We start from the raw sequence: 24,682 nt of genomic DNA, 5'->3' as shown, positions 1-24,682 counted from the left end.
GCGGGCGCGGGTCCGGCTCCGGGTGCGGGTCCGGGGAGGGATGCGGGCACGACGACGCCGGACGGGCTGGACGTCCCAGCCCGTCCGGCGTGTGCGGGACGAGGTGTCGGGCGAGCCGTCAGGCGAGGTTGACCGAACGCGCCGACGTCGCGCCGATCTCCGCCGCCAGCTCCGTCAGCACCGCGGCGGACACCGTGTCGTCCACCGTCAGCACGGCCAGCGCCTCACCGCCGGCCGCCGCGCGGGCGACCTGCATGCCGGCGATGTTGATGCCCGCCTCGCCGAGGATGCGGCCCACGGTGCCGACGACACCCGGACGGTCCTCGTACTTGAGCACGGCCATGTGGTCGGCGAGCGCCAGGTCCACGTCGTAGTCGCCGACTGCGACGAGCTTCTGGAGGTGCTTGGGACCGGCCAGGGTGCCGGAGACCGACACCTCCTCGCCACCCGCGAGGGTGCCGCGCACGGTGACCACGTTGCGGTGGTCGGGCGACTCGGAGCTGGTGGTCAGCCGCACCTCGACACCGCGCTCCTGGGCGAACAGGGGGGCGTTGACGTACGACACCGTCTCGTCGACGACGTCCTCGAAGACGCCCTTGAGCGCCGACAGCTCCAGCACCTTCACGTCGTGCTGGGTGATCTCGCCGTAGACCTCCACGTCGAGGCGGACCGCGACCTCGCCCGCGAGGGCGGTGAAGATGCGGCCCAGGCGCTCGGCGAGCGGCAGGCCCGGCTTGACGTCCTCGGCGATGACGCCGCCCTGGACGTTCACCGCGTCCGGGACCAGCTCACCGGCGAGCGCGAGGCGCACCGAGCGGGCGACGGCGATACCGGCCTTCTCCTGCGCCTCGTCGGTGGACGCCCCCAGGTGCGGGGTGGCGACGACCTGGTCGAACTCGAAGAGCGGGGAGTCCGTGCAGGGCTCCTTCGCGTACACGTCGAGACCGGCACCGGCGACCCGGCCCTCCTTGAGGGCGGAGTACAGCGCCTCCTCGTCGACGATGCCGCCGCGCGCGGCGTTGACGATGCGCACGCTCGGCTTGACCTTGCGCAGCGCCTCGTCGCCGATCAGGCCGACCGTCTCCGGGGTCTTGGGCAGGTGGACGGTGATGAAGTCGGAGACCTCGAGCAGCTCGTCCAGCGACAGCACCTTGACGCCCATCTGAGCGGCCCGCGCGGGCTGCACGTAGGGGTCGTAGGCGACGACCTTCATGCCGAAGGCGGACATGCGCTGGGCGACCAGCGCGCCGATGCGGCCGAGGCCGACGACGCCGAGGGTCTTCTCGGCCAGCTCGACACCCGTGTACTTGCTGCGCTTCCATTCGCCGTTCTTCAGCGCGGCGTTGGCCTGCGGGATGTTGCGGGCGGTGGCGAGGATGAGACCGCAGGCCAGCTCGGCGGCGGTCACGATGTTCGAGGTGGGCGCGTTGACGACCATCACGCCGGCCTTGGTGGCGGCGGAGACGTCGACGTTGTCCAGGCCGACGCCGGCTCGCGCGACGACCTTCAGCTTGTTCGCGGCGGCGATCGCCTCGGCGTCCACCTTGGTGGCGGAGCGGATCAGGATCGCGTCCACGTCGGCGATGGCCGGCAGCAGCTCCGCCCGGTCCGCGCCGTTGCAGTGCCGGATCTCGAAGTCCGGGCCGAGCGCGTCCACGGTCGCGGGCGACAGCTCTTCAGCGATGAGTACGACAGGTTTCGAGCTCACGTGAGTCCTCACATGTCCAATGCGGACGGCCGTCCCGACGGCCGCAGGCGGTGGAGGGGGGCTTGCCGCGTGGAAGACGCACGACGCTGTGGGCCTGAACGCGTATGTTGTGCAGCAGTGTAGTGGCGCGACGCAGGACGTCTTGCGCCTCTGCGGAAGATCACCCGTCCGTGGCTGGACGGGATGGACAACGCCTTCCCCTCCGACGTTACCCCGGGTTCGCCGAAGGGGCTGCCGTCCTACGACGACAGCCCCTCGGAACGAGGCTTACGCCTCCTCGTTCACCCAGCTCATGAGCTTGCGCAGCTCCTTGCCGGTGGTCTCCAGCAGGTGCTCGGCGTCCTGCTGCTTGTACTCGTTGTACTTCTTCAGACCGCCGTGGTACTCGTCCATCCAGGTCTGGGCGAAGGTGCCGTCCTGGATCTCGGCGAGGACCTTCTTCATCTCGGCCTTGGTGGCGTCGGTGATGATCCGCGGACCGGTGACGTAGTCGCCCCACTCGGCGGTCTCGGAGATCGACCAGCGCATCTTCTCCAGGCCGCCCTCGTACATGAGGTCCACGATCAGCTTCAGCTCGTGCAGGCACTCGAAGTACGCGATCTCCGGCTGGTAGCCCGCCTCGGTCAGCGTCTCGAAGCCGGCCTTCACCAGGGCGGCGGTACCACCGCACAGGACGGCCTGCTCACCGAACAGGTCGGTCTCGGTCTCCTCGGTGAAGGTGGTCTTGATGACGCCGGCCCGGGTGCCGCCGATGCCCTTGGCGTACGACAGGGCGAGCGCGAAGGCGTTGCCGGTGGCGTCCTGCTCGACGGCCGCGATGCACGGGACGCCGCGGCCCTCCTCGTACTGACGGCGCACCAGGTGGCCCGGGCCCTTCGGGGCGACCATGCAGACGTCCACGCCGGCCGGGGGCTTGATGAAGCCGAAGCGGATGTTGAAGCCGTGGCCGAAGAACAGCGCGTCGCCGTCCTTCAGGTTGTCCTTGACGGACTCCTCGTAGACCTGGGCCTGGATGGGGTCCGGCACCAGGATCATGATGACGTCGGCCTCGGCGGCGGCCTCGGACGGCGTCACCACGCGCAGACCCTGCTCCTCGGCCTTCGCCTTGGACTTGGAGCCCTCGTGCAGACCGACACGGACGTCGACACCCGAGTCACGCAGGGACAGGGCGTGCGCGTGGCCCTGGCTGCCGTAACCGATGACCGCGACCTTGCGGCCCTGGATGATGGACAGGTCGGCGTCGGCGTCGTAGAACAGCTCGGCCACTTTGGGTTCTCTCCTTGAGTGCAGGTGTTGCGTCCCACCGTATGACGGCGGGGTGAGGGGAAGTCCGGGGGTCTCGGTATGCGGGCGGCCCCGGTGGGCCGGAGCCGCCCGCTGGACGGATCAGGCGCTTCGGTCGAGGGCGCGCAGCGACCGGTCCGTGATCGAACGCGCACCGCGGCCGATCGCGATCGTGCCGGACTGCACGAGTTCCTTGATGCCGTACGGCTCCAGCATCTTGAGCATCGCGGACAGCTTGTCGCTGCTGCCGGTGGCCTCGATGGTGACGGCCTCCGGGGAGACGTCGACGGTCTTGGCGCGGAACAGCTGGACGATCTCCACGATCTGGGAGCGCGTCTCGTTGTCGGCGCGCACCTTCACCAGAACGAGTTCCCGCTGAACGGCCGAACCCGGCTCCAGTTCGACGATCTTGAGCACGTTGACCAGCTTGTTGAGCTGCTTGGTCACCTGCTCCAGCGGCAGGTCCTCCACGTTCACCACGATGGTGATGCGGGAGATGTCGGGGTGCTCGGTGACGCCCACGGCGAGCGAGTCGATGTTGAAGCCGCGGCGGGAGAACAGGGCGGCGATCCGGGCGAGGATGCCCGGCGTGTTCTCCACCAGGACGGAGAGCGTGTGCTTGGACATGTCGTGTTGCTCTTCCTCGCTCAGTCGTCTTCGTTGTCGCCGAAGTCCGGGCGGACGTCCCGGGCGGCCATGATCTCGTCGTTCGAGGTGCCGGCGGCGACCATCGGCCACACCATCGCGTCCTCGTGGACGATGAAGTCGATGACGACCGGGCGGTCGTTGATCGAGTTCGCCTCCTCGATGACCTTGTCGAGGTCGGCGGGGTCCTCGCAGCGGATCGCGTAGCAGCCCATGGCCTCCGACAGCTTCACGAAGTCGGGGATCCGGGTGCCCTGGCCGGGCGCCTTGCCGTCGTGGTCCGGGCCGGAGTGCAGGACGGTGTTGGAGTACCGCTGGTTGTAGAAGAGGGTCTGCCACTGGCGGACCATCCCGAGGGCGCCGTTGTTGATGACGGCGACCTTGATCGGGATGTTGTTCAGGGCGCAGGTGGTCAGTTCCTGGTTGGTCATCTGGAAGCAGCCGTCGCCGTCGATCGCCCAGACCGTCCGGTCCGGCGCGCCGGCCTTGGCACCCATCGCGGCCGGGACCGCGTAGCCCATGGTCCCGGCGCCGCCGGAGTTCAGCCAGGTGGCGGGCTTCTCGTAGCCGATGAAGTGGGCGGCCCACATCTGGTGCTGGCCGACGCCCGCGGCGAAGATCGTGCCCTCCGGGGCGAGCTGTCCGATGCGCTCGATGACCTGCTGCGGGGCGAGCGAGCCGTCCTCGGGCTGGTCGTAGCCGAGCGGGTAGGTGTCGCGCCAGCGGTTCAGGTCGTTCCACCAGGCGCTGTAGTCGCCCCGGTGGCCCTCGGCGTGCTCCTTCTGGACGGCCTGGACGAGGTCGGCGATGACCTCGCGGGCGTCACCGACGATCGGCACGTCCGCCGCCCGGTTCTTGCCGATCTCGGCCGGGTCGACGTCGGCGTGGACGATCTTGGCGTACGGGGCGAAGCTGTCCAGCTTGCCGGTGACGCGGTCGTCGAAGCGGGCGCCGAGGGCGACGATCAGGTCGGCCTTCTGCAGCGCGGTGACGGCGGTGACCGCACCGTGCATGCCCGGCATTCCCACGTGCAGCGGGTGGCTGTCGGGGAACGCGCCGAGCGCCATCAGGGTGGTGGTGACGGGCGCTCCGGTGAGTTCGGCGAGGACCTTCAGCTCGGCGGTGGCCTTGGCCTTCAGCACGCCGCCGCCGACGTAGAGCACGGGCCGCCGGGCGGCGGTGATCAGCTTGGCGGCCTCGCGGATCTGCTTGGCGTGCGGCTTGGTCACCGGGCGGTAGCCGGGCAGGTCCATGGCGGGCGGCCAGGAGAAGGTGGTCTTCGCCTGGAGGGCGTCCTTGGCGATGTCGACCAGGACCGGGCCGGGACGGCCGGTGGAGGCGATGTGGAACGCCTCGGCGATCACCCGGGGGATGTCCTCGGCCTTGGTGACCAGGAAGTTGTGCTTGGTGATCGGCATGGTGATGCCGACGATGTCCGCCTCCTGGAAGGCGTCCGTGCCGATCGCCTTGGACGCGACCTGGCCGGTGATCGCGACCAGCGGCACCGAGTCCATGTGGGCGTCGGCGATCGGCGTGACCAGGTTGGTGGCACCGGGCCCCGAGGTCGCCATGCAGACGCCGACCTTGCCGGTGGCCTGCGCGTAGCCGGTGGCCGCGTGGCCGGCGCCCTGCTCGTGGCGGACGAGGACGTGGCGCACCTTGGAGGAGTCCATCAGCGGGTCGTACGCGGGCAGGATCGCGCCGCCGGGAATGCCGAATACCGTGTCGGCCCCGACCTCCTCGAGGGAGCGGATGAGGGACTGCGCACCCGTGACGTGCTCGGGGGCGGAGTGCTGCTGTCCTCCGGATCGGGGCCGCGGCTGCGGATGGGCCCCGGTGGCCTGCTCGGTCATCGGCATTCTCTTCTCGATGCTGAGGGTTTTTGCGAGTTTTGTGCGGTGTACGACTGCTGTACGGCAGGTGCCCGTGCAACAAAAAACCCCTCGTGCCATAAGGCAAGCGAGGGGAGCGCGCCGGTGAGGTCGCTGGGGATTCCGGATCGTCCTCCGGTGGGTCCCAGCTCAGCCGACGCGCTGTCCAAGTACGAGAATTCGGGTGCGCATGGCACTGACCCTCCCCCCGGCACGCACCCGGTGTCAAGTGGGTGGGACGGGAGTCTCATTATGTGAGCGAAGGGCCGTCCCACCGCCGAAGACGGCGGTCATGCCGCCCGTGTACACGCCCCCGCCGCCGCCCGCCAGCGCGGGCTCCGCCGGCCCGTGCGGCACCGGGTAGTGGCCGGATGCGAGCGCCCGGCGCAGCCGGTACTCGTCCAGCGGGCCCGAGAACGCCCTGCCCTGCCCGTGCGTGCAGCCCATCTCGCGCAGTGCGATCACCTGCTCGGGCGAATCCACTCCCTCGGCCACCGACTGGAGACCGAGGTCCCCGGCGATCCGCAGCAGCCCACTGGTGATCTTGTGCAGCCGCGCGGACTCGACGACGCCCTCGACCAGACCGCGGTCGAGCCTGAGCATGTCCAGCGGGAGCCGTCGCAGCGCCGTGACGGCCGGGCAGCCGGTGCCGAACCCGTCCAGCGCGATCCGCACACCCAGCCGCCTGAGGCCGTTCAGCCGCCGTTCCAGCTCGTCCAGCGGCACGCGCGGGTCGACGTCCGTCAGCTCGACGATCAGCGAACCGGAGGGCAGCCCGTGCCGCGCCAGCAGGGCCTCCACGGAGCCCAGGGGCATCGAGCGGTCCAGCAGCCGGCGGGCGGCCGTGCGGACGGCCACCGGCATGACGAGCCCGGACGCCGCGCGCTCCGCGGCCTGCTCCACGGCCTCCTGGATCAGCCAGCGGCCCAGTTCGGCGGTCCGGTCGCTGTCCTCGGCCACTCTCAGGAACTCCGCGGGCGTGAACAGCACCCCCTGGGAGGAGCGCCAGCGCGCCTGCGCGGTGACCGACGAGATCCGGCCGTCCGCCAGCCGCACCACCGGCTGGTGGAGCAGGGTGAACTCGCCGTCGTGGAGCGCCGCCCGCAGGCGGGTCGCCAGCTCCGCCTTGCGGACCACGTCCTGCTGCATCTGCGGCTTGTACAGCACCACGCGGCCCTTGCCCGCCGCCTTGGCCCGGTACATCGCCAGGTCGGCGTTGCGCAGCAGCTCGCCCGCTCCGAGGCCCGGCTCGGCGAAGGCGACCCCGATGGAGGCGGCCACCCGGACATCGTTGCCGTCGATGACGTACGGCTGCGACAGCTTCAGCCTGAGGCGGTCGGCGAGCTCCAGGATGTTGCGTTCGCGGGCGGCCCGGTCCCGGGTGGTGCCGTCGCCGACGATCAGGGCCGCGAACTCGTCGCCGCCCAGCCGGGATGCGGTGTCGCCCTGGCGGACCGCGTCCTGGAGTCTGCGGGCGGCCTGCACGAGGAGTTCGTCCCCGGCCTGGTGCCCGATGGTGTCGTTGACGGCCTTGAAGCCGTCCAGGTCGATGAAGAGCACGGCCGTGCCCCGCAGGGCGGCACCCCGGTCGGAGGCGCGGCGGCCGGACAGCGCCTGCTGGACGCGCTTGGTGAACAGCGCGCGGTTGGGCAGGTCGGTGAGCGGGTCGTGTTCGGCGTTGTGCTGCAGCTGCGCCTGGAGGCGCACCCTCTCGGTCACGTCCCGGCTGTTGAAGATCAGGCCGCCGTGGTGGCGGTTGACGGTCGACTCGACGTTCAGCCAGCCGCCGTCACCGGACCGGAAGCGGCACTCGATGCGGGTGGTGGGTTCCTCCAGCGGGCTGGCGGCGAGGAAGCGGCGCACCTCGTGCACCACGCAGCCGAGGTCCTCCGGGTGGATGAGGTCGGCGAGTTCGGAGCCGACCAGGTCCTCGGCGGGGCGTCCGTAGACGCCCGCCGCGGCCGGGGAGACGTACCGCAGGATGCCGCTCGGCGCGGCGATCATGATGACGTCGCTGGAGCCCTGCACCAGGGAGCGGAAGTGGTTCTCCTTCTGCGCCAGCTCCTGGGTGAGGGTGATGTTGTCCAGCAGCATGATCCCCTGGCGCGTCACCAGGGCGAGCACCACCGTCCCGCCGGTGAGCAGCACCACGCGGTCGACGCTGCGGCCGTTGAGCACGTTGTACAGGATGCCCAGCGTGCACACGGCGGCCGCGAGGTACGGCGTGAGGGCGGCCAGCGAGCCGGTGAGCGGCCGGGTGGCCGCGTAGCGGGTGTGCTCGCCGGGCGGCGGCACCGGCCCGTGCGGGTGGTGGACGGGGCCGCGCTGGCCGGGCACGTGCTCGTGCACCACGCGCGTGTGCTACTCCTCGGGCTGCCGGGGCGCCACCCAGGGGGCGTACGCCAGCAGCAGCGACCCCGCGAACCAGCCCGCGTCCAGCAGCTGGCCCGAGCGGTAGCTGTAATGCAGCAGCGGAGAGGTGAACAGGGCGTCGCACATCACGGTCAGGGCGAGCGCGCCGATCGCCGTGTTCACCGCCGGGCGGTGCGCTCCCGAGCGCCGGAAGTGCAGCGCCAGCACCATGCTGACCAGGGCGATGTCGAGCAGTGGGTAGGCGAGCGAGAGCGCCGCGTGGGCCACCCCCGGGCCGCCGCCCTTGGCCGCCTGCGCCAGCGCCAGGCTCCACGACAGGGTGAGCAGCGAGCCGCCGATCAGCCAGGCGTCCAGGGCCAGGCAGACCCAGCCCGCCTTGGTCACCGGCCGCTTGGCGAGGACCAGCAGGCCCACGATGGCGGGCGGCGCGAAGCACAGGAAGAACAGGTCGGCGTAGGAGGGGCTGGGCACGGGCCGCCCCAGGACGACCTCGTACCAGCCCCAGACCAGGTTGCCCATCGCCGCCATAGCGGAGGACAGCCCGAACAGCAGCCAGGCGGGCCGGAAGCGCACCCGGCGGCTGCGGGCGTAGAGGAAGCAGGAGACCGCGGCGGCCGCGGCGGCGGCACTCAGTCCGAAGTCGCCCATGACCAGCGCCAGTTGGCGCGAACCCCAGCCGAGGGCGGCGCCGATGGCGTAGGCCCCGCACACCAGGGCCAGCAGCAGCTGGTGGACGGCGGTCGGTCCGCGGCGCGGGACGGACGGACGCGGGCGCGGCACCCCGGCGGCGCGCGGGGCGCGCGGCCGGGCGTCGAGGATCGTGGAGGGCGAGGGCGCGTTCACCGGTCCCTCCCGGTCCGCGGCGTCGCTCCGGCGTCACGCTGCACCGGGTGCGCGTAACGCCTGCGGCCGCTGAATCGGCGCTGGTGAGGAGTGTGGTCGTGGTTGCCGTGGCGGCCGCCGTGGCCGGCGTGGTGCCCACGCCCGCGTGTGGCCGTGCGCCAGGGTCGCCGCCGGCGGCCCCGCCGAGTCGGATCGTTGGTCCAAAGGCCGTGCATCGCCCGTCGCCCCCCTCGCAGTCTGAAATGTCCGTCCCCGGCGCCGACGGTGCGCGGCGCAGCCCCTGTCCGGACGATACACCAGTCTCGTCACTCAGGGACATAGCTTCTCTACGCTCCGTGACCACCAGCGGTAACGCGGGTACCCACTGCGTCCGAGAGGTTGCGGAGGGTGCCCGGAACGGATTACACGCCCGTCGAGCCGGATGCGCCAGCCCCGCCGCCGCCGGTTGTGAGGATCACGTTGCGCAGCGGCTCCCGGTTCACGAAACGGCTCAACTGGTCCGCGAGGAGCCGCTTGGCGCGCGGCAGGAACGCGGAGGTGGGCCCTCCGGCGTGGGGACTGATCAGTACGCCCGGCGCACGCCACAGCGGATGGGCGGGCGGCAGCGGCTCGGGATCGGTGACGTCGAGTGCGGCGGTGATCCGGCCGCCGGCCAGCTCGCGCAGCAGCGCCTCGGTGTCGACGACGGGTCCGCGGGCCACGTTGACGAGCAGCGCGCCGTCCTTCATCCGCGCCAGGAACCCGGCGTCCACCAGGCCCCGGGTGGTCTCGGTGAGCGGGGTGGAGAGCACGACGACGTCCGCGTCCGGGAGCAGGGCGGGCAGGTCGGTGAGCGGGTGCACGGGACCGCGCGCCGTGGTGCGCCCCGAGCGCGCGACGCGCGCCACGCGCGCGAGTTCGAACGGTTCGAGCCGGTCCTCGATCGCCGCTCCGATCGAGCCGTATCCCACGATGAGGACGCTCTTGTCGGCCAGCGCGGGGCGGAACCCGCCGAGCCACTCGCCCCGGTCCTGGGCCCGCACGAAGTCGGGAACGCCGCGCAGCGAGGCGAGGATCAGGGTGAGCGTCAGCTCCGCGGTGCTGGCCTCGTGCACCCCGCGCGCGTTGCACAGGCGCACCCCCGCGCGGACCCGGCGCAGCCCGGGCTCCACGTGGTCGGTGCCGGCCGACAGCGTCTGCACCACCTGAAGGGACGTCATCTGCGGCAGCGGGCGCTGCCCCAGTCCGGCCGGCTTCATGTAGGGGACGACGTAGAAGACGCAGTCGGCGGGGTCCGAGGGAAAGGTTTCCGCACCGTCCCAGAAACGGTACGCGGGCCCCTTCGGAAGACCCTCGATCTCCTCCGGCGGAATGGGCAGCCACACATCAGCAGTCATGCTCCGGAGGCTATGTCAGGGGCGCGCGGGCGCAGAGGTTAGGTTGGGGTGCCAGGAGAGGGAGGGTCACGACCACGTGGAGCGCAGGACGATCGGGGCGGGGGCACTCGCGGTGGGGGCCGTCGGACTCGGGTGCATGCCGATGAGCTGGGCGTACAGCACGTCCCGGCAGCGGGGCGACGAATCGCTCAGGGCGGTGCACCGGGCGCTCGACCTCGGCGCGACGCTGCTCGACACCGCCGACATGTACGGCCCCTTCACCAACGAGCTGCTGCTCGGCCGGGTGCTCAAGGAGCGGCGCTCCGACGCCTTCGTCTCCACCAAGGTCGGGCTGCTGGTGGGCGAGCAGCACATCGTGGCCAACGGCCGCCCCGGATACGTGCGGCGCGCGTGCGACGCGTCCCTGCGCCGGCTCCAGACGGACGTCATCGACCTCTACCAGCTGCACCGCGCCGACCCGGAGGTCCCGGTCGAGGAGACCTGGGGGGCGATGGCGGAGCTGGTCCGGGCCGGGAAGGTGCGCGCGCTGGGCTTCTGCGCGGTCGGCGCGCGCGGCGGGCGCCGGTCCGGGAACCGCCTGTACGACGCGACGATCCGCCAGCTCCAGCGGATCCAGCAGGTGTTCCCGGTCAGCGCGGTGGAGGCCGAGCTGTCGGTGTGGTCCCCGGAGGCCCTGGACACCCTGCTGCCCTGGTGCGAGACCCGGGGCATCGGCTTCCTCGCGGCGATGCCGCTCGGCAACGGCTTCCTCACCGGCACGCTCACCCCGGGCCAGGGCTTCGAGCGCGACGACCTGCGGGCCCGCCACCCCCGCTTCACGGCGGAGATGATGGCCGCCAACCAGCCGATCGTGGTGGGGCTGCGCCGCGTCGCGGCCCGGCACGGCGACCACGTCACCCCGGCCCAGGTGGCGCTGGCCTGGACCCTCGCCCAGGGACGCCACGTCGTCCCGGTCCCCGGCACCAAACACGAACGCTGGGTCGTGGAGAACGCCGCCGCGGCACGGCTGCGGCTGTCGCCACAGGACCTGGCGGAGGTGGCGCGGCTGCCGGGGGCGCAGGGGTCCTGGGAATAGTGGGGCGCGGGAATGCCGCGGGCCGGGGCGCGAGTCCCGGCGAACCGGGGGCGTAGGACTCCTGGAAGCAGGGGGCGCGGGAATGCCGCGAACCGGGGCGCGAGTCCCGGCGAACCGGGGGCGTAGGACTCCTGGAAGCAGGGGGCGCGGGAATGCCGCGAACCGGGGCGCGAGTCCCGGCGAACCGGGGGCGTAGGACTGTTGGAAGCAGGGGGCGCGAGGATTCCGCGGACAGGGCGCGCGGGACTCCTGGGAGCAGGGAGCGCCGGAGCGGGCGGTTCGGCGAGGGCCGGTGTGGTTCGGGGTATCCGGATCGGGAACCTGTGCGGCGCGAGCGGTGTATGAAGAGCAGAAGCCCGGGCTGGGGACGCCGCGTCGAAGGGACCGAGATCGTGCAACGTCGAGCTGTGCCGGCCGTGCTGGCCGCGGCCGTCCTCGTGCTGACGGCCGCCTGTTCCTCCGGGGGCGGCGGATCCCCGGACGGAACCGGCAGCGCCGCCGCCCCGAGCCGTCCGGCCGCGCAGTCGCCGTCTCCGGGTGCCGCGGCGGAGACGGCCCCGCCCGCGACCGGCACCGTCGAGGTGGTGCGCACCGTCGCCGAGGGCCTGGACAGCCCGTGGGGTCTCGCCCCGCTGCCGGACGGCGACCTGCTCGTTTCCTCCCGCGACGAGGGCACGATCCTCCGTGTCGACGGCAGGACCGGCGAGAAGACCGAGCTGGGCGAGGTGCCCGGAGTCTCCGCGGCCGGCGAGGGCGGCCTGCTCGGCATCGCGCTCTCCCCCGACTACGCGTCGGACCACACGGTCTATGCGTACTTCACGTCCGCCTCCGACAACCGCGTCGTCCGCATGCTCCACGACGAGGAGAAGCCCGCCGGCGAACAGCTCGGCGCCCCCGACACGGTCTTCCGGGGCATCCCCAAGGGCTTCGTCCACAACGGCGGCCGGATCGCCTTCGGCCCGGACGGGATGCTCTACGTCGGCACGGGCGAGAGCGGCGAGGAAGGCCTGTCCCAGGACGCGGACTCCACGGGCGGGAAGATCCTGCGGCTGACCCCGGAGGGCGAACCGGCCCCGGGCAACCCGGCCCCGGACTCCCCGGTGTACTCCTCCGGCCACCGCAATGTGCAGGGCCTCGCCTGGGACGGCAGGCAGCGTCTGTTCGCGGCCGAGTTCGGCCAGGACACCTGGGACGAGCTGAACGCGATCAAGCCGGGCGGCAACTACGGCTGGCCGGAGGCCGAGGGCAGGTCCGGGGATCCCGGATTCCAGGACCCGGTGGCCCAGTGGACCACCGACAAGGCCTCCCCGAGCGGCATCGCCTACGCGGAGGGCTCGATCTGGATGGCGGGCCTGCGCGGTGAGCGCCTGTGGCGCATCCCGCTGAAGGACGCGCGGGCCTCGGCGGACCCCCAGTCGTTCCTGGAGGGCGACTACGGCCGGCTGCGCACGGTGGTGGCCGCGGGCGGCGACCGGCTGTGGCTGGTGACCAGCGAGACGGACGGCCGCGGTTCCCCGCGGGGCGGCGACGACCGCATCCTGGAGCTCCGGGTGAGCTGACGGGCGCGGGCCCGCCGGGCGCGCGGGGCCGCCCGGCCCTCGCCGGGCGGGCCGAGCGGGCCCGCCCGCTCAGTGCCCGCCGGTCTCCGTCCCGCCTGGCGTCTCCTCGGCCGTGCCCGCGGCCGTCCCTTGGTCCGTCCCCTCGTCCGTTCCCTCGCCGCCCGGCTCCGCTTCCGGATCCGGGCGCCGTACGACGACCTTCCCGGAGGCGAGGTCTATCGGCCCGCGGCCCGGATCGGCGTCGCCGACGTCCTCACGGGTCATCTCCAGCCGGTTCCGCTCGTCGCGGGTGTGCTTGCGGCCCGGGGCGAACAGTTCCTCGAACGGGTTGAACATCGCTGTCCCTTCCCGGGCCGCGGTGCGGCGCGCGTGGTGGTCCGTCGATTGTCCCGCGACTACCCCGCGGCGTCCGGTCCGGGGTCCCCGGCGGGAACAGCCCCAGCCGGTGGGCGACCGCCGCCGCCTCGCCCCTGCCGGAGACGCCGAGCTTGGCCAGGATGTTGGAGACGTGCACGCTGGCCGTCTTCGGGGAGATGAACAGTTCCTCGGCTATCTGGCGGTTGGTGCGGCCTGCCGAGACCAGGCGCAGGACGTCCCACTCCCGGCTGGTCAGGCCCAGTGCCTCGGCCGGACCGGCGGCTGCGAGGGCCTGCCGTGGGGTGCGGGCCGGGGACAGCCGGGCACGCTGCGCGAGCTGGGTGACGGCCTCGGCGAGCGGGCGGGCACCGAGGTGGCGGGCGACGGCGTCGGCGAGGCGCAGCAGCTCCGCGGCCCGCTCGCGCTCCTCCTCGCCGCCGGCCGCGAGCAGGGACTGGGCCAGGCGGTGCCGCACACGGGCGAGGTCGTAGGGGCGCTCCAGCGGTTCGAAGGCGGTGACCACCTCGGACCAGGTGTCCGGGCCGGCGGTGTCCTCGGCGCGGGCCAGTTCGGCGCGGACCCACCGGTCGTGGGCGAGCCAGACGGGTGCGCCGGTGGCGAGGTGCTTGGCGCCGTCGCGGATGCGGGCGAGGGCCTCGGCCCGCCCCGGGCCCGCGGCGGGCAGGGCCCGGCTGTCGGCCTCGGCGATGGCGGCGGCGAGCAGCAGCGGCCAGCCGTAGCGCTGGGTGCCGGGCGGGAAGCCGGCGTCCGTCACCGTGCGGAGTTCGGCGCGCAGGTCGAGGAGGCGGCCCTCGGCGGCGGCGACGCCGACGCCGAGGGCGGACAGCGGCAGGGACTGCTGGGGCATGGGGTCGTGGGTGCCGAAGTAGCCGCGGGCGGCGGCGAGATGGCGGGCCGCCTCGGTCACCTCGCCTCTGCCGAGGGCCACCCGGGCCAGGCACATCGTGCCGGCGCCCTGCGGCTTGGCGCTCTGGCCGCGCCGCCGGGCGTTCTCGGCGGCGCGGGCGGCCTCGTCCCAGCGGCCCAGGGAGTAGAGGGAGTCGGAGAGATTGGCCCAGATCCAGGCCTCGCTGTTGAGCTGCCCGTACCTGCGGCTGTGCGCGATGCCCTGTTCCAGCAGCGGGACGGCTTCGCGGGAGCGGCCCACGGACTCCAGCTCGGAGGGCAGATTGACGTAGGCGCGGCCGGCGACGTGGGACATGCCCTCGGCGAGGGTGCGTTCCTTGACCTCGTACATCACCGCGAGTCCGGCGTCGGTGTCACCGGAGTCGACCATGAGGCAGCCGAGGGTCAGCCGGGCGTTCAGCTCGGTCTCGCGGGCGCCGACCATGCGGGCGTACTCCACCGCGCGTTCGGCCGCGGAGAAGGCGTCCGGGCCGGGGGCGCGCAGCATGAGCCAGCCGGCGACGGCGACCAGCACGTCGGCGTGCACCTGGGACGGCGGCAGACCGCGGACGAGTTCCTGGGCGGTGGCGAGTTCCTGCCAGCCGTCACCGCGGCCCTTGCTCTGCACCAGCTGGGCACGCTGGGTCCAGAACCAGGCGGCGCGCAGCGGGTCGGGCTCCTCCTCCAGCAGCCGCAGGGCGCGCTTGGTGATCTTCATGGCGCGTTCCCGCTCTCCGCAGAGCCGGCCCGCGACGGCGGCCTCGGCCATCAGGTCCAGGTAGTGCAGCGGGGCGGTCGCCGGGTCGCAGCCGCGGGGCGGATAGGCCCCGGTGGGGTCGGCGGGCCGGAGCGCGGCCCGGGTCTCCTCGGGCGCCGCGTCCCACAGTTCCATCGCGCGTTCGAGGAGCCGGAGCTGTTCGGTGTAGGCGTGGCGGCAGCGGGCGGCGGTGGCGGCGTCCAGGACGGCGGGCAGGGCCTTGGCGGCGTCGTGGGCGTGGTACCAGTAGCTGGCCAGCCGGGCGACGCGCTGATCGGCGGGGACCAGGGCCGGGTCGGCCTCCAGGGCCTCGGCGTAACGGCGGTTGAGCCGGGAGCGTTCGCCCGGCAGCAGGTCGTCGCTGACCGCCTCGCGGACCAGGGAGTGGCGGAAGCGGTAGCCGTCGCCGGCCGGGGTGGGCAGCAGCAGGTGGGCGTTCACGGCGGCCCGCAGCGCCTCGATGAGGTCGTCCTCGGCGAGTCCGGCGACTGCGGCGAGCAGGGGGTGCTCGACGGTGGATCCGCCCTCGGCGACGATCCGGGCGACCCGCTGGGCGCTCTCGGGCAGCGCCTCCACCCGGACGAGGAGCAGGTCCCGCAGCGAGTCGGTGAGGCCCGCGCAGCAGCCCTCGTGGACGGCGACGGCCAGTTCCTCGACGAAGAAGGCGTTGCCGTCGGAGCGTTCGAAGATGTCGTCGACCTGGGCGGGGTCGGGTTCGGCGGCCAGGATGCCGGCGATCTGGCGGCCGACCTCCTCGCGGGTGAAGCGGGCGAGTTCGAGGCGGCGGACGGTGCGCAGCCGGTCGAGTTCGGCGAGCAGGGGGCGCAGCGGGTGGCGGCGGTGGATGTCGTCGGAGCGGTAGGTGGCGAGGACGACGAGGCGGCCGGTGCGCAGGGTGCGCAGCAGGTAGGAGAGCAGGTGGCGGGTGGAGGCGTCGGCCCAGTGCAGGTCCTCCAGGGCGAGCACGACCGTGCGGTCGGCGGCGACGCGTTCCAGCAGGCCGGCGGTGAGCTCGAAGAGCCGGGCGACGCCTTCCTCGTCGTCGGGCCGGCCGGCGCCGACCTCGCCCAGTTCGGGCAGCAGCCGGGCCAGTTCGTGTTCCTGGCCGGCGGCCGCGGCGGCCAGGGCATCCGGCAGGGCGCGGCGCAGGGCGCGCAGTGCGGTGGAGAACGGGGCGAAGGGCAGGCCGTCGGCGCCGATCTCGACGCAGCCGCCGAGCGCGACGACGGCGCCCGCCCGGGCGGCGACGGCGGCGAACTCCTCGACGAGCCGGGTCTTGCCGACCCCTGCCTCGCCGCCGAGGAGCAGCGCCTGCGGCTCGCCCGTCGCGGCACGGGTGAGCGCGTCGCTCAGCGTCTCCAACTCCTCGACGCGGCCGACGAACACGGGACTGACGGACCTGGTCTCCACGGGCGAGAGCATCGCACGCGGCTCCGGCGCCGCGGGACCCGTTTTCCCGAAGGCGGACGACGCGGGCGCGGGGAGGGCGGCACGCGGGACCGGCCCGGCGCCTGTCGGCGTTGCTCCGGGCCGGTCGGGTGGGCCGGTGCGTCGCGCGGGGGACCGGGCGGGTGCCCGCCCGGTCGTTCCCGCGGCCGGCGCGGTCACGCGGTGCGCGTGAGGCGGAGGCGGCGGGAGCCGGAGCTATGGGACTCGCTCTCGGCGGTGCGTGCGGCGGCCTCCCGGCGCCCGGCGCGGCGCCCGCGGGCGACCTCGCGGGCCAGCCGCTCCTCCTCGGCCCGCCGGATCAGCTCGGCGGAACGCATCTGCTGGTACTCGTGGACGTACATGGTCTCTCCCGTGGGATCGAGGGTGTCGTGCATCGCTCGCTGCGATGCCTCAACCTTCGTCTCCCAGGGGGGTCCGGCACATCGGGTAAGTTCCGCATCCTGAGTGCGGGGTGGTGCCTCAGAACGGCGGAGAGGGGGCCCCTAAGGCGGTGGGAGGGCGCCTAAGGCGGGTGGGAGGGTGCTTAGGCGGCCCCCGCCGGGCCGGGTGTCCTCGTCCCGGCGGCCGTCGCCCGCTCCGTCGCCGTACGGACGGACCGCGCGGACCGGATCATCGGCCGCCGCCCGGCCCGTCCCCCGGCCCGTCGCCCTGGGGGCGGACGCGCGAACCGGATCAGCGGCCGCCGCCCGGCCCGTCGCCCTGGGGACGGACGCGCGGACCGGATCAGCGGCCGTCGCGGGCGGCGCGCCACTCGGGGGCGAGCACCGACCAGACCTCCATGTCGTGCCGTACTCCGCCGTGGGGGTAGCTCTGGCGCAGGACGCCGTCCCTGGTCATCCCGAGCCGCCGGGCGACGTTCAGGCTGGGCTCGTTGCCCGCCGCGGCGATCCACTCCACGCGGTGCATCCCGCGCTCCTCGAAGGCCCAGTCGAGCAGCACCCGCATCGCGCGCGTGACCAGCCCCCGTCCGGTGCCGGCGGGTTCCAGCCAGCAGCCCGCCTCACAGGTGCCCTGGGCCGCGTCGAAGTTCAGGAACAGCACCCCGCCCACGAGGCGGCCGTCCAGCCACAGCCCGTGCAGCGAGGAGGTGTCGGCGGCGCGGCCGTCGGCGTGCCGCTGCAGCACCTCGCGCGCCCCGGCCACGTCGGTGGCCTTCTCCCCGAAGGGGACGAAGCGGTTGATGAACTCCCTGCCGCGTTCCAGGTGGGCCAGGAACTCCTCGGCGTGCCAGGGCTCCAGGGGCCGCAGTTCGGCCCCGTCGTCACCCAGGGATATCGCGTACATCCGGTTGCCGCTCCTCGTGCGCTGCGTCCATGACACCCGTGAGCCTTTCACGTCCGGCGCCGGTATCCGCGCGATTCTCCGGCTCGGCACGGCACTCGGGCGGTTCGATGCTGATCCGCGGCAGGCGCCGGTCCAGCCAGCGCGGCAGCCACCAGTTGGCGCCGCCGAGCAGATGCATCAGCGCCGGCACCAGCAGCGTCCGCAGGACGAAGGCGTCCAGGGCGACGGCGGCGGCGAGCGCGATGCCGAACATCGCGATCACCCGGTCACCGCTGAGCACGAACGCGAGGAACACCGAGATCATGATCACCGCGGCCGAGTTGATCACCCGGCTGGTCTCCGCGAGGCCGATCCGCACGGCGCGCCGGTTGTCGCCGGTCTCCAGCCACTCCTCGTACATCCGGCTGACCAGGAAGACCTGGTAGTCCATGGAGAGGCCGAAGAGGACGGAGACCATGATCACGGGGAGGAACGGTTCGATCGGGCCCGCGGCGCCGAGGCCGAGCGGTTCGCTGCCCCAGCCCCACTGGAACACCGCCACGACCACGCCGAACGCGCCGGCGACGGCGGCGACGTTCATCGCCGCCGCCTTCAGCGGGATGCCCACGGACCGGAACGCGAGCAGGAGCAGCAGACAGCCCAGCCCGATGACGATGCCGACGAACAGCGGCAGCTTGCCGACGATGACGTCCGCGAAGTCGTCGTAGCCCGCGGTGACGCCGCCGACGTGCAGCTCGAGCGAGGTGCCCGCCTCCGCGCGGGGCAGCACCTCGGTGCGCAGCCGCTCGACGAGGTCACTGGTCCGTTCCGACTGCGGGGAGGAGTCCGGTACGACGGTGAGGTACGCGGTGTCGCCGCCGGCGGCGAAGGTCACGGGGGTCGCGGAGGCGACGCCCTCGGTGGCGCGCAGGGTCGCGTCGAGGTTGTCGAGGGCGAGCCGGTCCTCGGCGCCGTGCACCTCGGTGACGAGGGTGAGGGGGCCGTTGACGCCGGGCCCGAAACCGTCGGCGAGCAGGTCGTAGGCCTGCCGGGTGGTCGCCGTCCGCGGGTCGTTGCCCTGGTCGGAGGTGCCCAGGCGCAGGGAGAGGGTGGGCAGCGCGAGCAGGGTCATCACGGCGAGGGCCAGGGCGCCCAGCTTCTTGGGGTGCCGCTCGACGAACGCCGACCAGCGGGCGGCGAACCCGGTGGGCAGCTCGGGCTCGGGCCCGTGCTCGGCGAGCCGGCGGCGTTCGCGGCGGCTGAGCGCGCGCGTGCCGATGAGGGACAGCAGGGCGGGCAGCAGCGTGACGGAGGCCGCGACGGTGAGGACCACGGTGAGCGAGGCGGCTATGGCGACGCCGTTGAGGAAGCCGAGCCGCAGGATCAGCATGCCCAGCAGGGCGATGCACACGGTGGCGCCCGCGAAGACGACCGCGCGTCCGGTGGTGGCGACGGCGCCGGCGATCGCCTCGGTCACGCTCAGGCCCCGTTTCAGGCCGCGCCGGTGCCGGGTGACGATGAAGAGCGCGTAGTCGATGCCGACGCCGAGGCCGATCAGCATGCCCAGCATGGGCGCGAAGTCGGCGACCGTCATGACGTGGCCGAGCAGCACGATCCCCGCGTACGCGGTGCCGACGCTCACCAGCGCGGTGGCGATGGGCAGCAGGGACGCGGCGAGCGAGCCGAAGGCGAGGAACAGCACGACCGCGGCGACGACCACTCCGGCCACCTCGGCGAGGTGCCCGCCGGAGGACTCGGTGAGCCCGACGGCGCTGCCGCCGAGTTCCACCCGGAGCCCCTCGCCCTCGGCCGACCCGGCCGTCTCCACGACGGCGGTCGCCTCGGCGGCGTCGATGTCCTTGGCCTGGTCGTCGAAGGTGACGGTGGCGTAGGCGGTACGGCCGTCCTCGCTGATCCGGCCGGCGCCGTCGCCGTCGTAGGGGCCCGTCACGGAGGCCACGCCCGGCAGGTCCGCGATCTCGCGCAGGGTCCGGGTCATGGTCTGCTCGACGTCGGCGGCGCGGACGGTGCCCCGCTCGGTGTGCCAGACGACCGTGTCGCTGTCCCCGCCGAGGTTCGGGAAACCCTCCTTCAGCAGCTCACCGGCGCGGCCGGACTCGGTGCCCGGGACGTGGTAGTCGTTCGAGTACGCGGTGCCCGCGACGAGCGCGCCCGCGCCGGCCGAGCCCAGGGCGAGCAGCCACAGCAGAACGGCGACCAGACGGTGCCGGACACACCAGCGTGCGAGTGCTGCCACGAACGTGCTCCCAGAGAGGTGACGTGTGGATCTTTGACCGGGAACAGTCGTCCATGGGGTGAACGGCCCGCAAAGAACATATGAGCAATGCGGTGCCACTCTTGCAGGCAGAAGTGATCGTTTGGCCGTTTCGTGTGCTTCTTCACATGTGAGACTCGTCCGTCGCGGAGGCGCGCGCGGCGCAAGGCCCGGCGCACGGCGAAAAACCCGGTGCGGCGCGGCATCCCGGGCTGCTACCGTCCCGCCGCCCCGCGCCCCCGCGCCCCCGCGCCCCCGCGCCCCCGCGCCCCCGCGCCCCCGCGCCCCCGCGCCGGCAGGATGCCGCGCCGCCAGGACCCAAGGAGCCCCCGCACCGATGCCCGACCCCGCCCCCAGCACCTCGGCCGCCCCCCTCACCGAACGGGTGACGCTCCCCCGCTACCCGCGCAGCGCCGGCTACGACGCCCGCTGGACCGTCGAGAACCAGATGGGCCCGCACGCGCTCTGGCTGCTGGAGTGGCTCGCCCCGGCCCTGGGCCTCGACACCCTGCCGCCCGGCGCCCGCGTGCTCGACCTGGGCTGCGGGCGCGCCATGACCTCCGTGTTCCTCGCCCGGGAGTACGGCGTCCAGGTCACCGCGGCCGACCTGTGGATCCGGCCGGAGGAGAACGCCGCACGGATCGCCGAGGCGGGCGTCGCCGATCTGGTGCTGCCGGTGCACGCCGAGGCGCACGACCTGCCGTTCGGGGAGGGGACCTTCGACGCGGTCGTCTCCGTCGACGCGTACCAGTACTTCGGCACCGACGACCTGTACCTGCCCTCGCTGACCCGGCTGCTCAAGCCGGGCGGACGGATCGGTGTCGTCGTACCGGCACTGCGCGAGGAGCCGGCGGGCGCCGAACCGCCGGAGCACCTGGCCCCGTGGTGGGAGCCGGACTTCTGGTGCTTCCACTCCCCCGCCTGGTGGCGCCGCCACTGGACCCGCAGCGGCGCCGTCGAGGTGGAGACGGCCGACTGGCTGACCGACGGCTGGCGGGAGTGGCTGCTGTGGAGCGAGGTGGTGGAGGCGGAGAGCGGCGACGAGTGGCACGTGCGGGCGGCCGGCCGGAGCGCCCGGATGCTCCGCGCGGACCGGGGCCGGTCGCTGGGCTTCGCCCGCGTGGTGGGCCGCCGCCGCTGAGGAGGGCCACCCGCGTGGTGGGCCGCCGCCGCTGAGGGCGGAACCGCCGGGACCTTCGCCCCAGGGCGAGCCCGCGGCCTCGGCTTCGGGCTCGTCCCGTCACGGCGAGGCCGCCCCGGACGTGCCTGGGGGGACGCATCGGTCGCGATGCGTCCCCCCGGGGCGGCGGAAGACGGAGATCAGCCCTCGCTGACGCCCAGCTTCTCCAGGATCAGCTCCTTGACGCGGGCCGCGTCGGCCTGGCCGCGGGTGGCCTTCATGACCGCGCCGACCAGGGCACCGGCCGCGGCCACCTTGCCGCCGCGGATCTTGTCGGCGATGCCCGGGTTGCCGGCGATGGCCTCGTCGACGGCGGCGGTGAGCGCGCCCTCGTCGGAGACGACCTTCAGACCGCGCTTCTCGACGACCTCGTCCGGGGTGCCCTCGCCCGCGAGGACGCCCTCGATGACCTGGCGGGCCAGCTTGTCGTTGAGGTCGCCCTTGGTGACCAGCTCGGCGACGCGGGCCACCTGCTCCGGCGTGATCGCCAGCTCGTCCAGCGCCTTGCCGGACTCGTTGGCGCTGCGGGCCAGCTCGCCCATCCACCACTTGCGGGCGGACGCCGCGTCGGCGCCGGCGTCGATCGTGGCGACGATCGGGTCCAGCGCACCGGCGTTGAGGATCGCCTGCATGTCGGTGCCGGAGATCCCCCACTCCTCGCGGAGCCGGTTGCGGCGGACCAGCGGCAGCTCCGGCAGTCCGGCGCGGATCTCCTCGACCCACTCGCGGGACGGGGCGACCGGCACCAGGTCGGGCTCCGGGAAGTACCGGTAGTCCTCGGCCTCCTCCTTCACGCGGCCCGAGGTCGTGGATCCGGTGTCCTCGTGGAAGTGGCGGGTCTCCTGGACGATCGTGCCGCCGGACGACAGCACGGCCGCGTGCCGCTGGATCTCGAAGCGGGCCGCGCGCTCCACGGACCGCAGCGAGTTGACGTTCTTCGTCTCGGAGCGCGTGCCGAACCGCTCGGCGCCCTTCGGCATCAGCGACAGGTTGACGTCGCAGCGCATCTGGCCCATCTCCATGCGGGCCTCGGAGACGCCGAGCGCGCGGATGACCTCGCGCAGCTCACGGACGTACGCCCGGGCGACCTCGGGGGCGCGCTCGCCGGCACCGACGATCGGCTTGGTGACGATCTCGATGAGCGGGATGCCCGCGCGGTTGTAGTCGAGCAGCGAGTGGGACGCGCCGTGGATGCGGCCGGTGGCGCCGCCGACGTGGGTGGACTTGCCGGTGTCCTCCTCCATGTGGGCGCGCTCGATCTCCACGCGGAAGGTCTCGCCGTCCTCCAGCTGCACGTCGAGGTAGCCGTTGAAGGCGATCGGCTCGTCGTACTGGGAGGTCTGGAAGTTCTTCGGCATGTCCGGATAGAAGTAGTTCTTCCGGGCGAAGCGGCACCACTCGGCGATCTCGCAGTTCAGCGCGAGACCGATCTTGATCGCGGACTCGACGCCGGTCGCGTTGACGACCGGCAGCGCGCCGGGCAGGCCGAGGCAGACGGGGCAGGTCTGCGCGTTGGGCTCGGCGCCCAGCTCCGTGGAGCACCCGCAGAACATCTTGGTCTTGGTGCCGAGTTCGACATGGACCTCGAGGCCCATGACGGGGTCGTACGACGCCAGTGCTTCCTCGTACGACACCAGGTCGGTCGTGGTGGTCACGGTGAAACTTCCCTCTCAGCCCAGCAGGACGTCGTCGTCGCCCAGCCGCTTCAGCTCGCGGTAGAGGATGGCGAGGCCGGTGACGATGGCGGCGGCGGACACGGCGGCGTCGACCAGACGGAGCGTGTCGCTCTCGGCGCGGGCGAGCTTCGCCTGCTTGGCGACGCTGAACGCGCCGAACGCGGTGGTGGCCATGGACAGGTACAGGCCGTTCTTGGACTTCTTGAAGCCCTTGGCCTTCGACAGCTTGCTCACAGCGACGGAGCCTCCTCCAGAAGCGGGTGGCCCCACTTTTCCACGAAGGCCGCCTCGACGGCGGCGCCGACCTTGTACAGCCGGTCGTCCTGCATCGCCGGGGCGATGATCTGCAGGCCCACCGGGAGGTTGTCCTCCGGGGCGAGACCGCAGGGCAGCGACATGGCCGCGTTGCCCGCCAGGTTGGTCGGGATGGTGCACAGGTCCGCGAGGTACATCGCCATGGGGTCGTCGGCGCGCTCGCCGATCGCGAAGGCGGTGGTCGGCGTGGTCGGGGAGACGATCACGTCGACCTGCTCGAACGCCTTCTCGAAGTCCCGCGTGATGAGGGTGCGGACCTTCTGGGCGCTGCCGTAGTACGCGTCGTAGTAGCCGGAGCTGAGCGCGTACGTGCCGAGCATGATGCGGCGCTTCACCTCGGGCCCGAAGCCCGCCTCACGGGTGAGGGAGGTGACCTCCTCGGCGGAGCGGGTGCCGTCGTCGCCGGTCCGCAGGCCGTAGCGCAGGCCGTCGAAGCGGGCGAGGTTGGAGGAGCACTCGGACGGGGCGATCAGGTAGTACGCCGACAGGGCGAGGTCGAAGGACGGGCAGTCCAGCTCGACGATCTCGGCGCCCAGTTCCTTCAGCAGCGCGACGGACTCGTCGAACCGCTCGATGACGCCGGCCTGGTAGCCCTCGCCGCGGAACTGCTTGACCACGCCGACGCGCATGCCGGCGACCGAGCCGTTGCGGGCGGCCTCGACGACCGGCGGGACCGGCACGTCGATGGAGGTGGAGTCCAGCGGGTCGTGCCCGGCGATGACCTCGTGCAGCAGCGCCGCGTCCAGGACCGTACGGGCGCAGGGGCCGCCCTGGTCGAGGGAGGACGAGAACGCCACCATGCCGTAACGGGACACGGCCCCGTACGTCGGCTTCACACCGACCGTGCCGGTCACGGCGGCCGGCTGGCGGATGGAGCCGCCGGTGTCGGTGCCGATGGCGAGCGGGGCCTCGAAGGCGGCCAGCGCGGCGGAGGAACCGCCGCCGGAGCCGCCGGGGATCTTGGTGAGGTCCCAGGGGTTGCCGGTCGGCCCGTAGGCGCTGTTCTCCGTCGACGACCCCATGGCGAACTCGTCCATGTTGGTCTTGCCGAGGATGACGACGTCGGCGGCCTTCAGCTTGCGCGTGACGGTCGCGTCGTACGGCGGGATCCAGCCTTCGAGGATCTTCGAGCCGACGGTCGTGGGCACGCCCTCGGTGGTGAAGATGTCCTTCAGCGCGAGCGGCACACCGGCCAGCGGGCCGAGCCGCTCGCCCCGCTCCCGCTTCTCGTCGACCGCGCGGGCCTGCGCGAGGGCGCCCTCGCGGTCGACGTGCAGGAAGGCGTGCACCTTCTCGTCGACGGCCTCGATCCGGGCCAGGTGCGCCTCGGTCACCTCGACGGCGGTCAGCTCGCCGGAAGCGATCTTCGCGGCGATCTCGGCCGCGGTCAGCTTGATGATGTCCGTCATGACGGGTTACTCCTCCCCCAGGATCTGCGGCACCTTGAAACGCTGCTGCTCCTGGGCGGGGGCGCCGGAGAGCGCCTGCTCGGGGGTGAGCGACGGGCGGACCTCGTCCGGGCGCATGACGTTCGTCAGCGGGAGCGGGTGCGAGGTCGGCGGTACGTCTTGGTCGGCGACCTCGCTGACGCGGGCGACCGCGCCGATGATGTCGTCCAGCTGTCCCGCGAAGTGGTCGAGCTCTTCGGGCTTCAGCTCCAGACGCGCCAGCCGGGCGAGGTGGGCGACCTCCTCGCGCGTGATGCCAGGCATGCAGCGATCCTCTGGGGTGAGTGTGAGTGTTTTGGCCCAATCCTATGGGTCACGGCCC

The 24,682-nt window shown here is 72.9% G+C and carries 17 protein-coding genes and 1 pseudogene; 3 read left to right on the top strand and 15 right to left on the bottom strand.

Annotation, left to right across the window (positions count from 1 at the left end; all coding sequences use genetic code 11):
• Nucleotides 1–118: 118 nt before the first annotated feature.
• The 6 genes and pseudogenes from serA to SGLAU_RS23370 all read right to left on the bottom strand — a co-directional run bounded on the left by serA (nucleotide 119) and on the right by SGLAU_RS23370 (nucleotide 10,100).
• A complete protein-coding gene (serA, locus tag SGLAU_RS23395) occupies nucleotides 119–1,708 on the bottom strand; it encodes a phosphoglycerate dehydrogenase (RefSeq protein ID WP_043504312.1) in 1,590 nt (529 codons plus the stop codon).
• Nucleotides 1,709–1,975: 267 nt separating this feature from the next.
• On the bottom strand, nucleotides 1,976–2,974 hold the full coding sequence (ilvC, locus tag SGLAU_RS23390) for a ketol-acid reductoisomerase (protein WP_043504311.1): 999 nt from the start codon (nucleotides 2,972–2,974) through the stop codon (nucleotides 1,976–1,978).
• 120 nt (nucleotides 2,975–3,094) lie between these two features.
• Complete coding sequence (gene ilvN, locus SGLAU_RS23385; RefSeq protein ID WP_043504310.1) at nucleotides 3,095–3,619, bottom strand: acetolactate synthase small subunit; 525 nt, start codon at nucleotides 3,617–3,619, stop codon at nucleotides 3,095–3,097.
• Between the two features lie 20 nt (nucleotides 3,620–3,639).
• Complete coding sequence (locus tag SGLAU_RS23380) at nucleotides 3,640–5,496, bottom strand: acetolactate synthase large subunit (protein ID WP_043504309.1); 1,857 nt, start codon at nucleotides 5,494–5,496, stop codon at nucleotides 3,640–3,642.
• A gap of 237 nt (nucleotides 5,497–5,733) precedes the next feature.
• Nucleotides 5,734–8,724, bottom strand: a pseudogene (locus tag SGLAU_RS23375) (putative bifunctional diguanylate cyclase/phosphodiesterase).
• Between the two features lie 401 nt (nucleotides 8,725–9,125).
• On the bottom strand, nucleotides 9,126–10,100 hold the full coding sequence (locus tag SGLAU_RS23370) for a 2-hydroxyacid dehydrogenase (protein ID WP_043504307.1): 975 nt from the start codon (nucleotides 10,098–10,100) through the stop codon (nucleotides 9,126–9,128).
• A 76-nt stretch (nucleotides 10,101–10,176) separates the two neighbouring features.
• Here SGLAU_RS23370 and SGLAU_RS23365 point away from each other — a divergent pair, with 76 nt between their 5' ends.
• Nucleotides 10,177–11,175 (top strand): aldo/keto reductase, encoded by a 999-nt coding sequence (locus tag SGLAU_RS23365; RefSeq protein WP_043504306.1) that lies wholly within the window; start codon nucleotides 10,177–10,179, stop codon nucleotides 11,173–11,175.
• A gap of 341 nt (nucleotides 11,176–11,516) precedes the next feature.
• Complete coding sequence (locus SGLAU_RS23360) at nucleotides 11,517–12,734, top strand: PQQ-dependent sugar dehydrogenase (RefSeq protein WP_078957855.1); 1,218 nt, start codon at nucleotides 11,517–11,519, stop codon at nucleotides 12,732–12,734.
• Between the two features lie 69 nt (nucleotides 12,735–12,803).
• On the opposite strand, the gene SGLAU_RS34955 is transcribed toward SGLAU_RS23360, so the two are convergent.
• From SGLAU_RS34955 to SGLAU_RS23335, 5 genes are all read right to left on the bottom strand, one after another.
• Nucleotides 12,804–13,070, bottom strand: coding sequence for a DUF6191 domain-containing protein (locus tag SGLAU_RS34955; RefSeq protein WP_043504303.1), 267 nt, complete (start codon nucleotides 13,068–13,070; stop codon nucleotides 12,804–12,806).
• Nucleotides 12,988–16,176, bottom strand: a complete 3,189-nt coding sequence (locus SGLAU_RS23350) for a helix-turn-helix transcriptional regulator (RefSeq protein ID WP_078957854.1) — start codon at nucleotides 16,174–16,176, stop codon at nucleotides 12,988–12,990. The genes SGLAU_RS34955 and SGLAU_RS23350 overlap by 83 nt, the downstream gene beginning before the upstream one ends.
• A gap of 182 nt (nucleotides 16,177–16,358) precedes the next feature.
• Nucleotides 16,359–16,577, bottom strand: coding sequence for a hypothetical protein (locus SGLAU_RS23345; protein WP_412556246.1), 219 nt, complete (start codon nucleotides 16,575–16,577; stop codon nucleotides 16,359–16,361).
• 349 nt (nucleotides 16,578–16,926) lie between these two features.
• A complete protein-coding gene (locus SGLAU_RS23340; protein ID WP_043504301.1) occupies nucleotides 16,927–17,487 on the bottom strand; it encodes a GNAT family N-acetyltransferase in 561 nt (186 codons plus the stop codon).
• A complete protein-coding gene (locus SGLAU_RS23335; RefSeq protein WP_043504299.1) occupies nucleotides 17,465–19,723 on the bottom strand; it encodes an MMPL family transporter in 2,259 nt (752 codons plus the stop codon). Before SGLAU_RS23335 ends, SGLAU_RS23340 begins: the two co-directional genes overlap by 23 nt.
• Before the next feature lie 355 nt (nucleotides 19,724–20,078).
• On the opposite strand from SGLAU_RS23335, the gene SGLAU_RS23330 reads away from it, so the two are divergent.
• Nucleotides 20,079–20,882, top strand: a complete 804-nt coding sequence (locus tag SGLAU_RS23330; RefSeq protein WP_043504298.1) for an SAM-dependent methyltransferase — start codon at nucleotides 20,079–20,081, stop codon at nucleotides 20,880–20,882.
• Nucleotides 20,883–21,061: 179 nt separating this feature from the next.
• Here the strand turns inward: SGLAU_RS23330 and gatB are convergent, their stop codons facing one another.
• From gatB to gatC, 4 genes are read right to left on the bottom strand one after another with little or no spacing between them, the layout of a single operon-like run.
• Nucleotides 21,062–22,576: an Asp-tRNA(Asn)/Glu-tRNA(Gln) amidotransferase subunit GatB gene (gene gatB / locus SGLAU_RS23325; RefSeq protein ID WP_043504296.1), complete on the bottom strand. Its 1,515-nt coding sequence runs from the start codon at nucleotides 22,574–22,576 to the stop codon at nucleotides 21,062–21,064.
• A 15-nt stretch (nucleotides 22,577–22,591) separates the two neighbouring features.
• Nucleotides 22,592–22,831, bottom strand: coding sequence for a hypothetical protein (locus SGLAU_RS23320; RefSeq protein WP_043504295.1), 240 nt, complete (start codon nucleotides 22,829–22,831; stop codon nucleotides 22,592–22,594).
• A complete protein-coding gene (gatA, locus tag SGLAU_RS23315; RefSeq protein ID WP_043504294.1) occupies nucleotides 22,828–24,321 on the bottom strand; it encodes an Asp-tRNA(Asn)/Glu-tRNA(Gln) amidotransferase subunit GatA in 1,494 nt (497 codons plus the stop codon). The genes SGLAU_RS23320 and gatA overlap by 4 nt, the downstream gene beginning before the upstream one ends.
• A 6-nt stretch (nucleotides 24,322–24,327) precedes the next feature.
• Nucleotides 24,328–24,624, bottom strand: coding sequence for an Asp-tRNA(Asn)/Glu-tRNA(Gln) amidotransferase subunit GatC (gene gatC / locus SGLAU_RS23310; protein WP_004925108.1), 297 nt, complete (start codon nucleotides 24,622–24,624; stop codon nucleotides 24,328–24,330).
• Nucleotides 24,625–24,682: the final 58 nt, after the last annotated feature.

This window comes from Streptomyces glaucescens, from assembly GCF_000761215.1.
Classification (GTDB): domain Bacteria; phylum Actinomycetota; class Actinomycetes; order Streptomycetales; family Streptomycetaceae; genus Streptomyces; species Streptomyces glaucescens_B.
The sequence above is the reverse complement of the archived record's forward strand: the minus strand, read 5'-3'. Positions and strand labels throughout refer to the sequence as shown.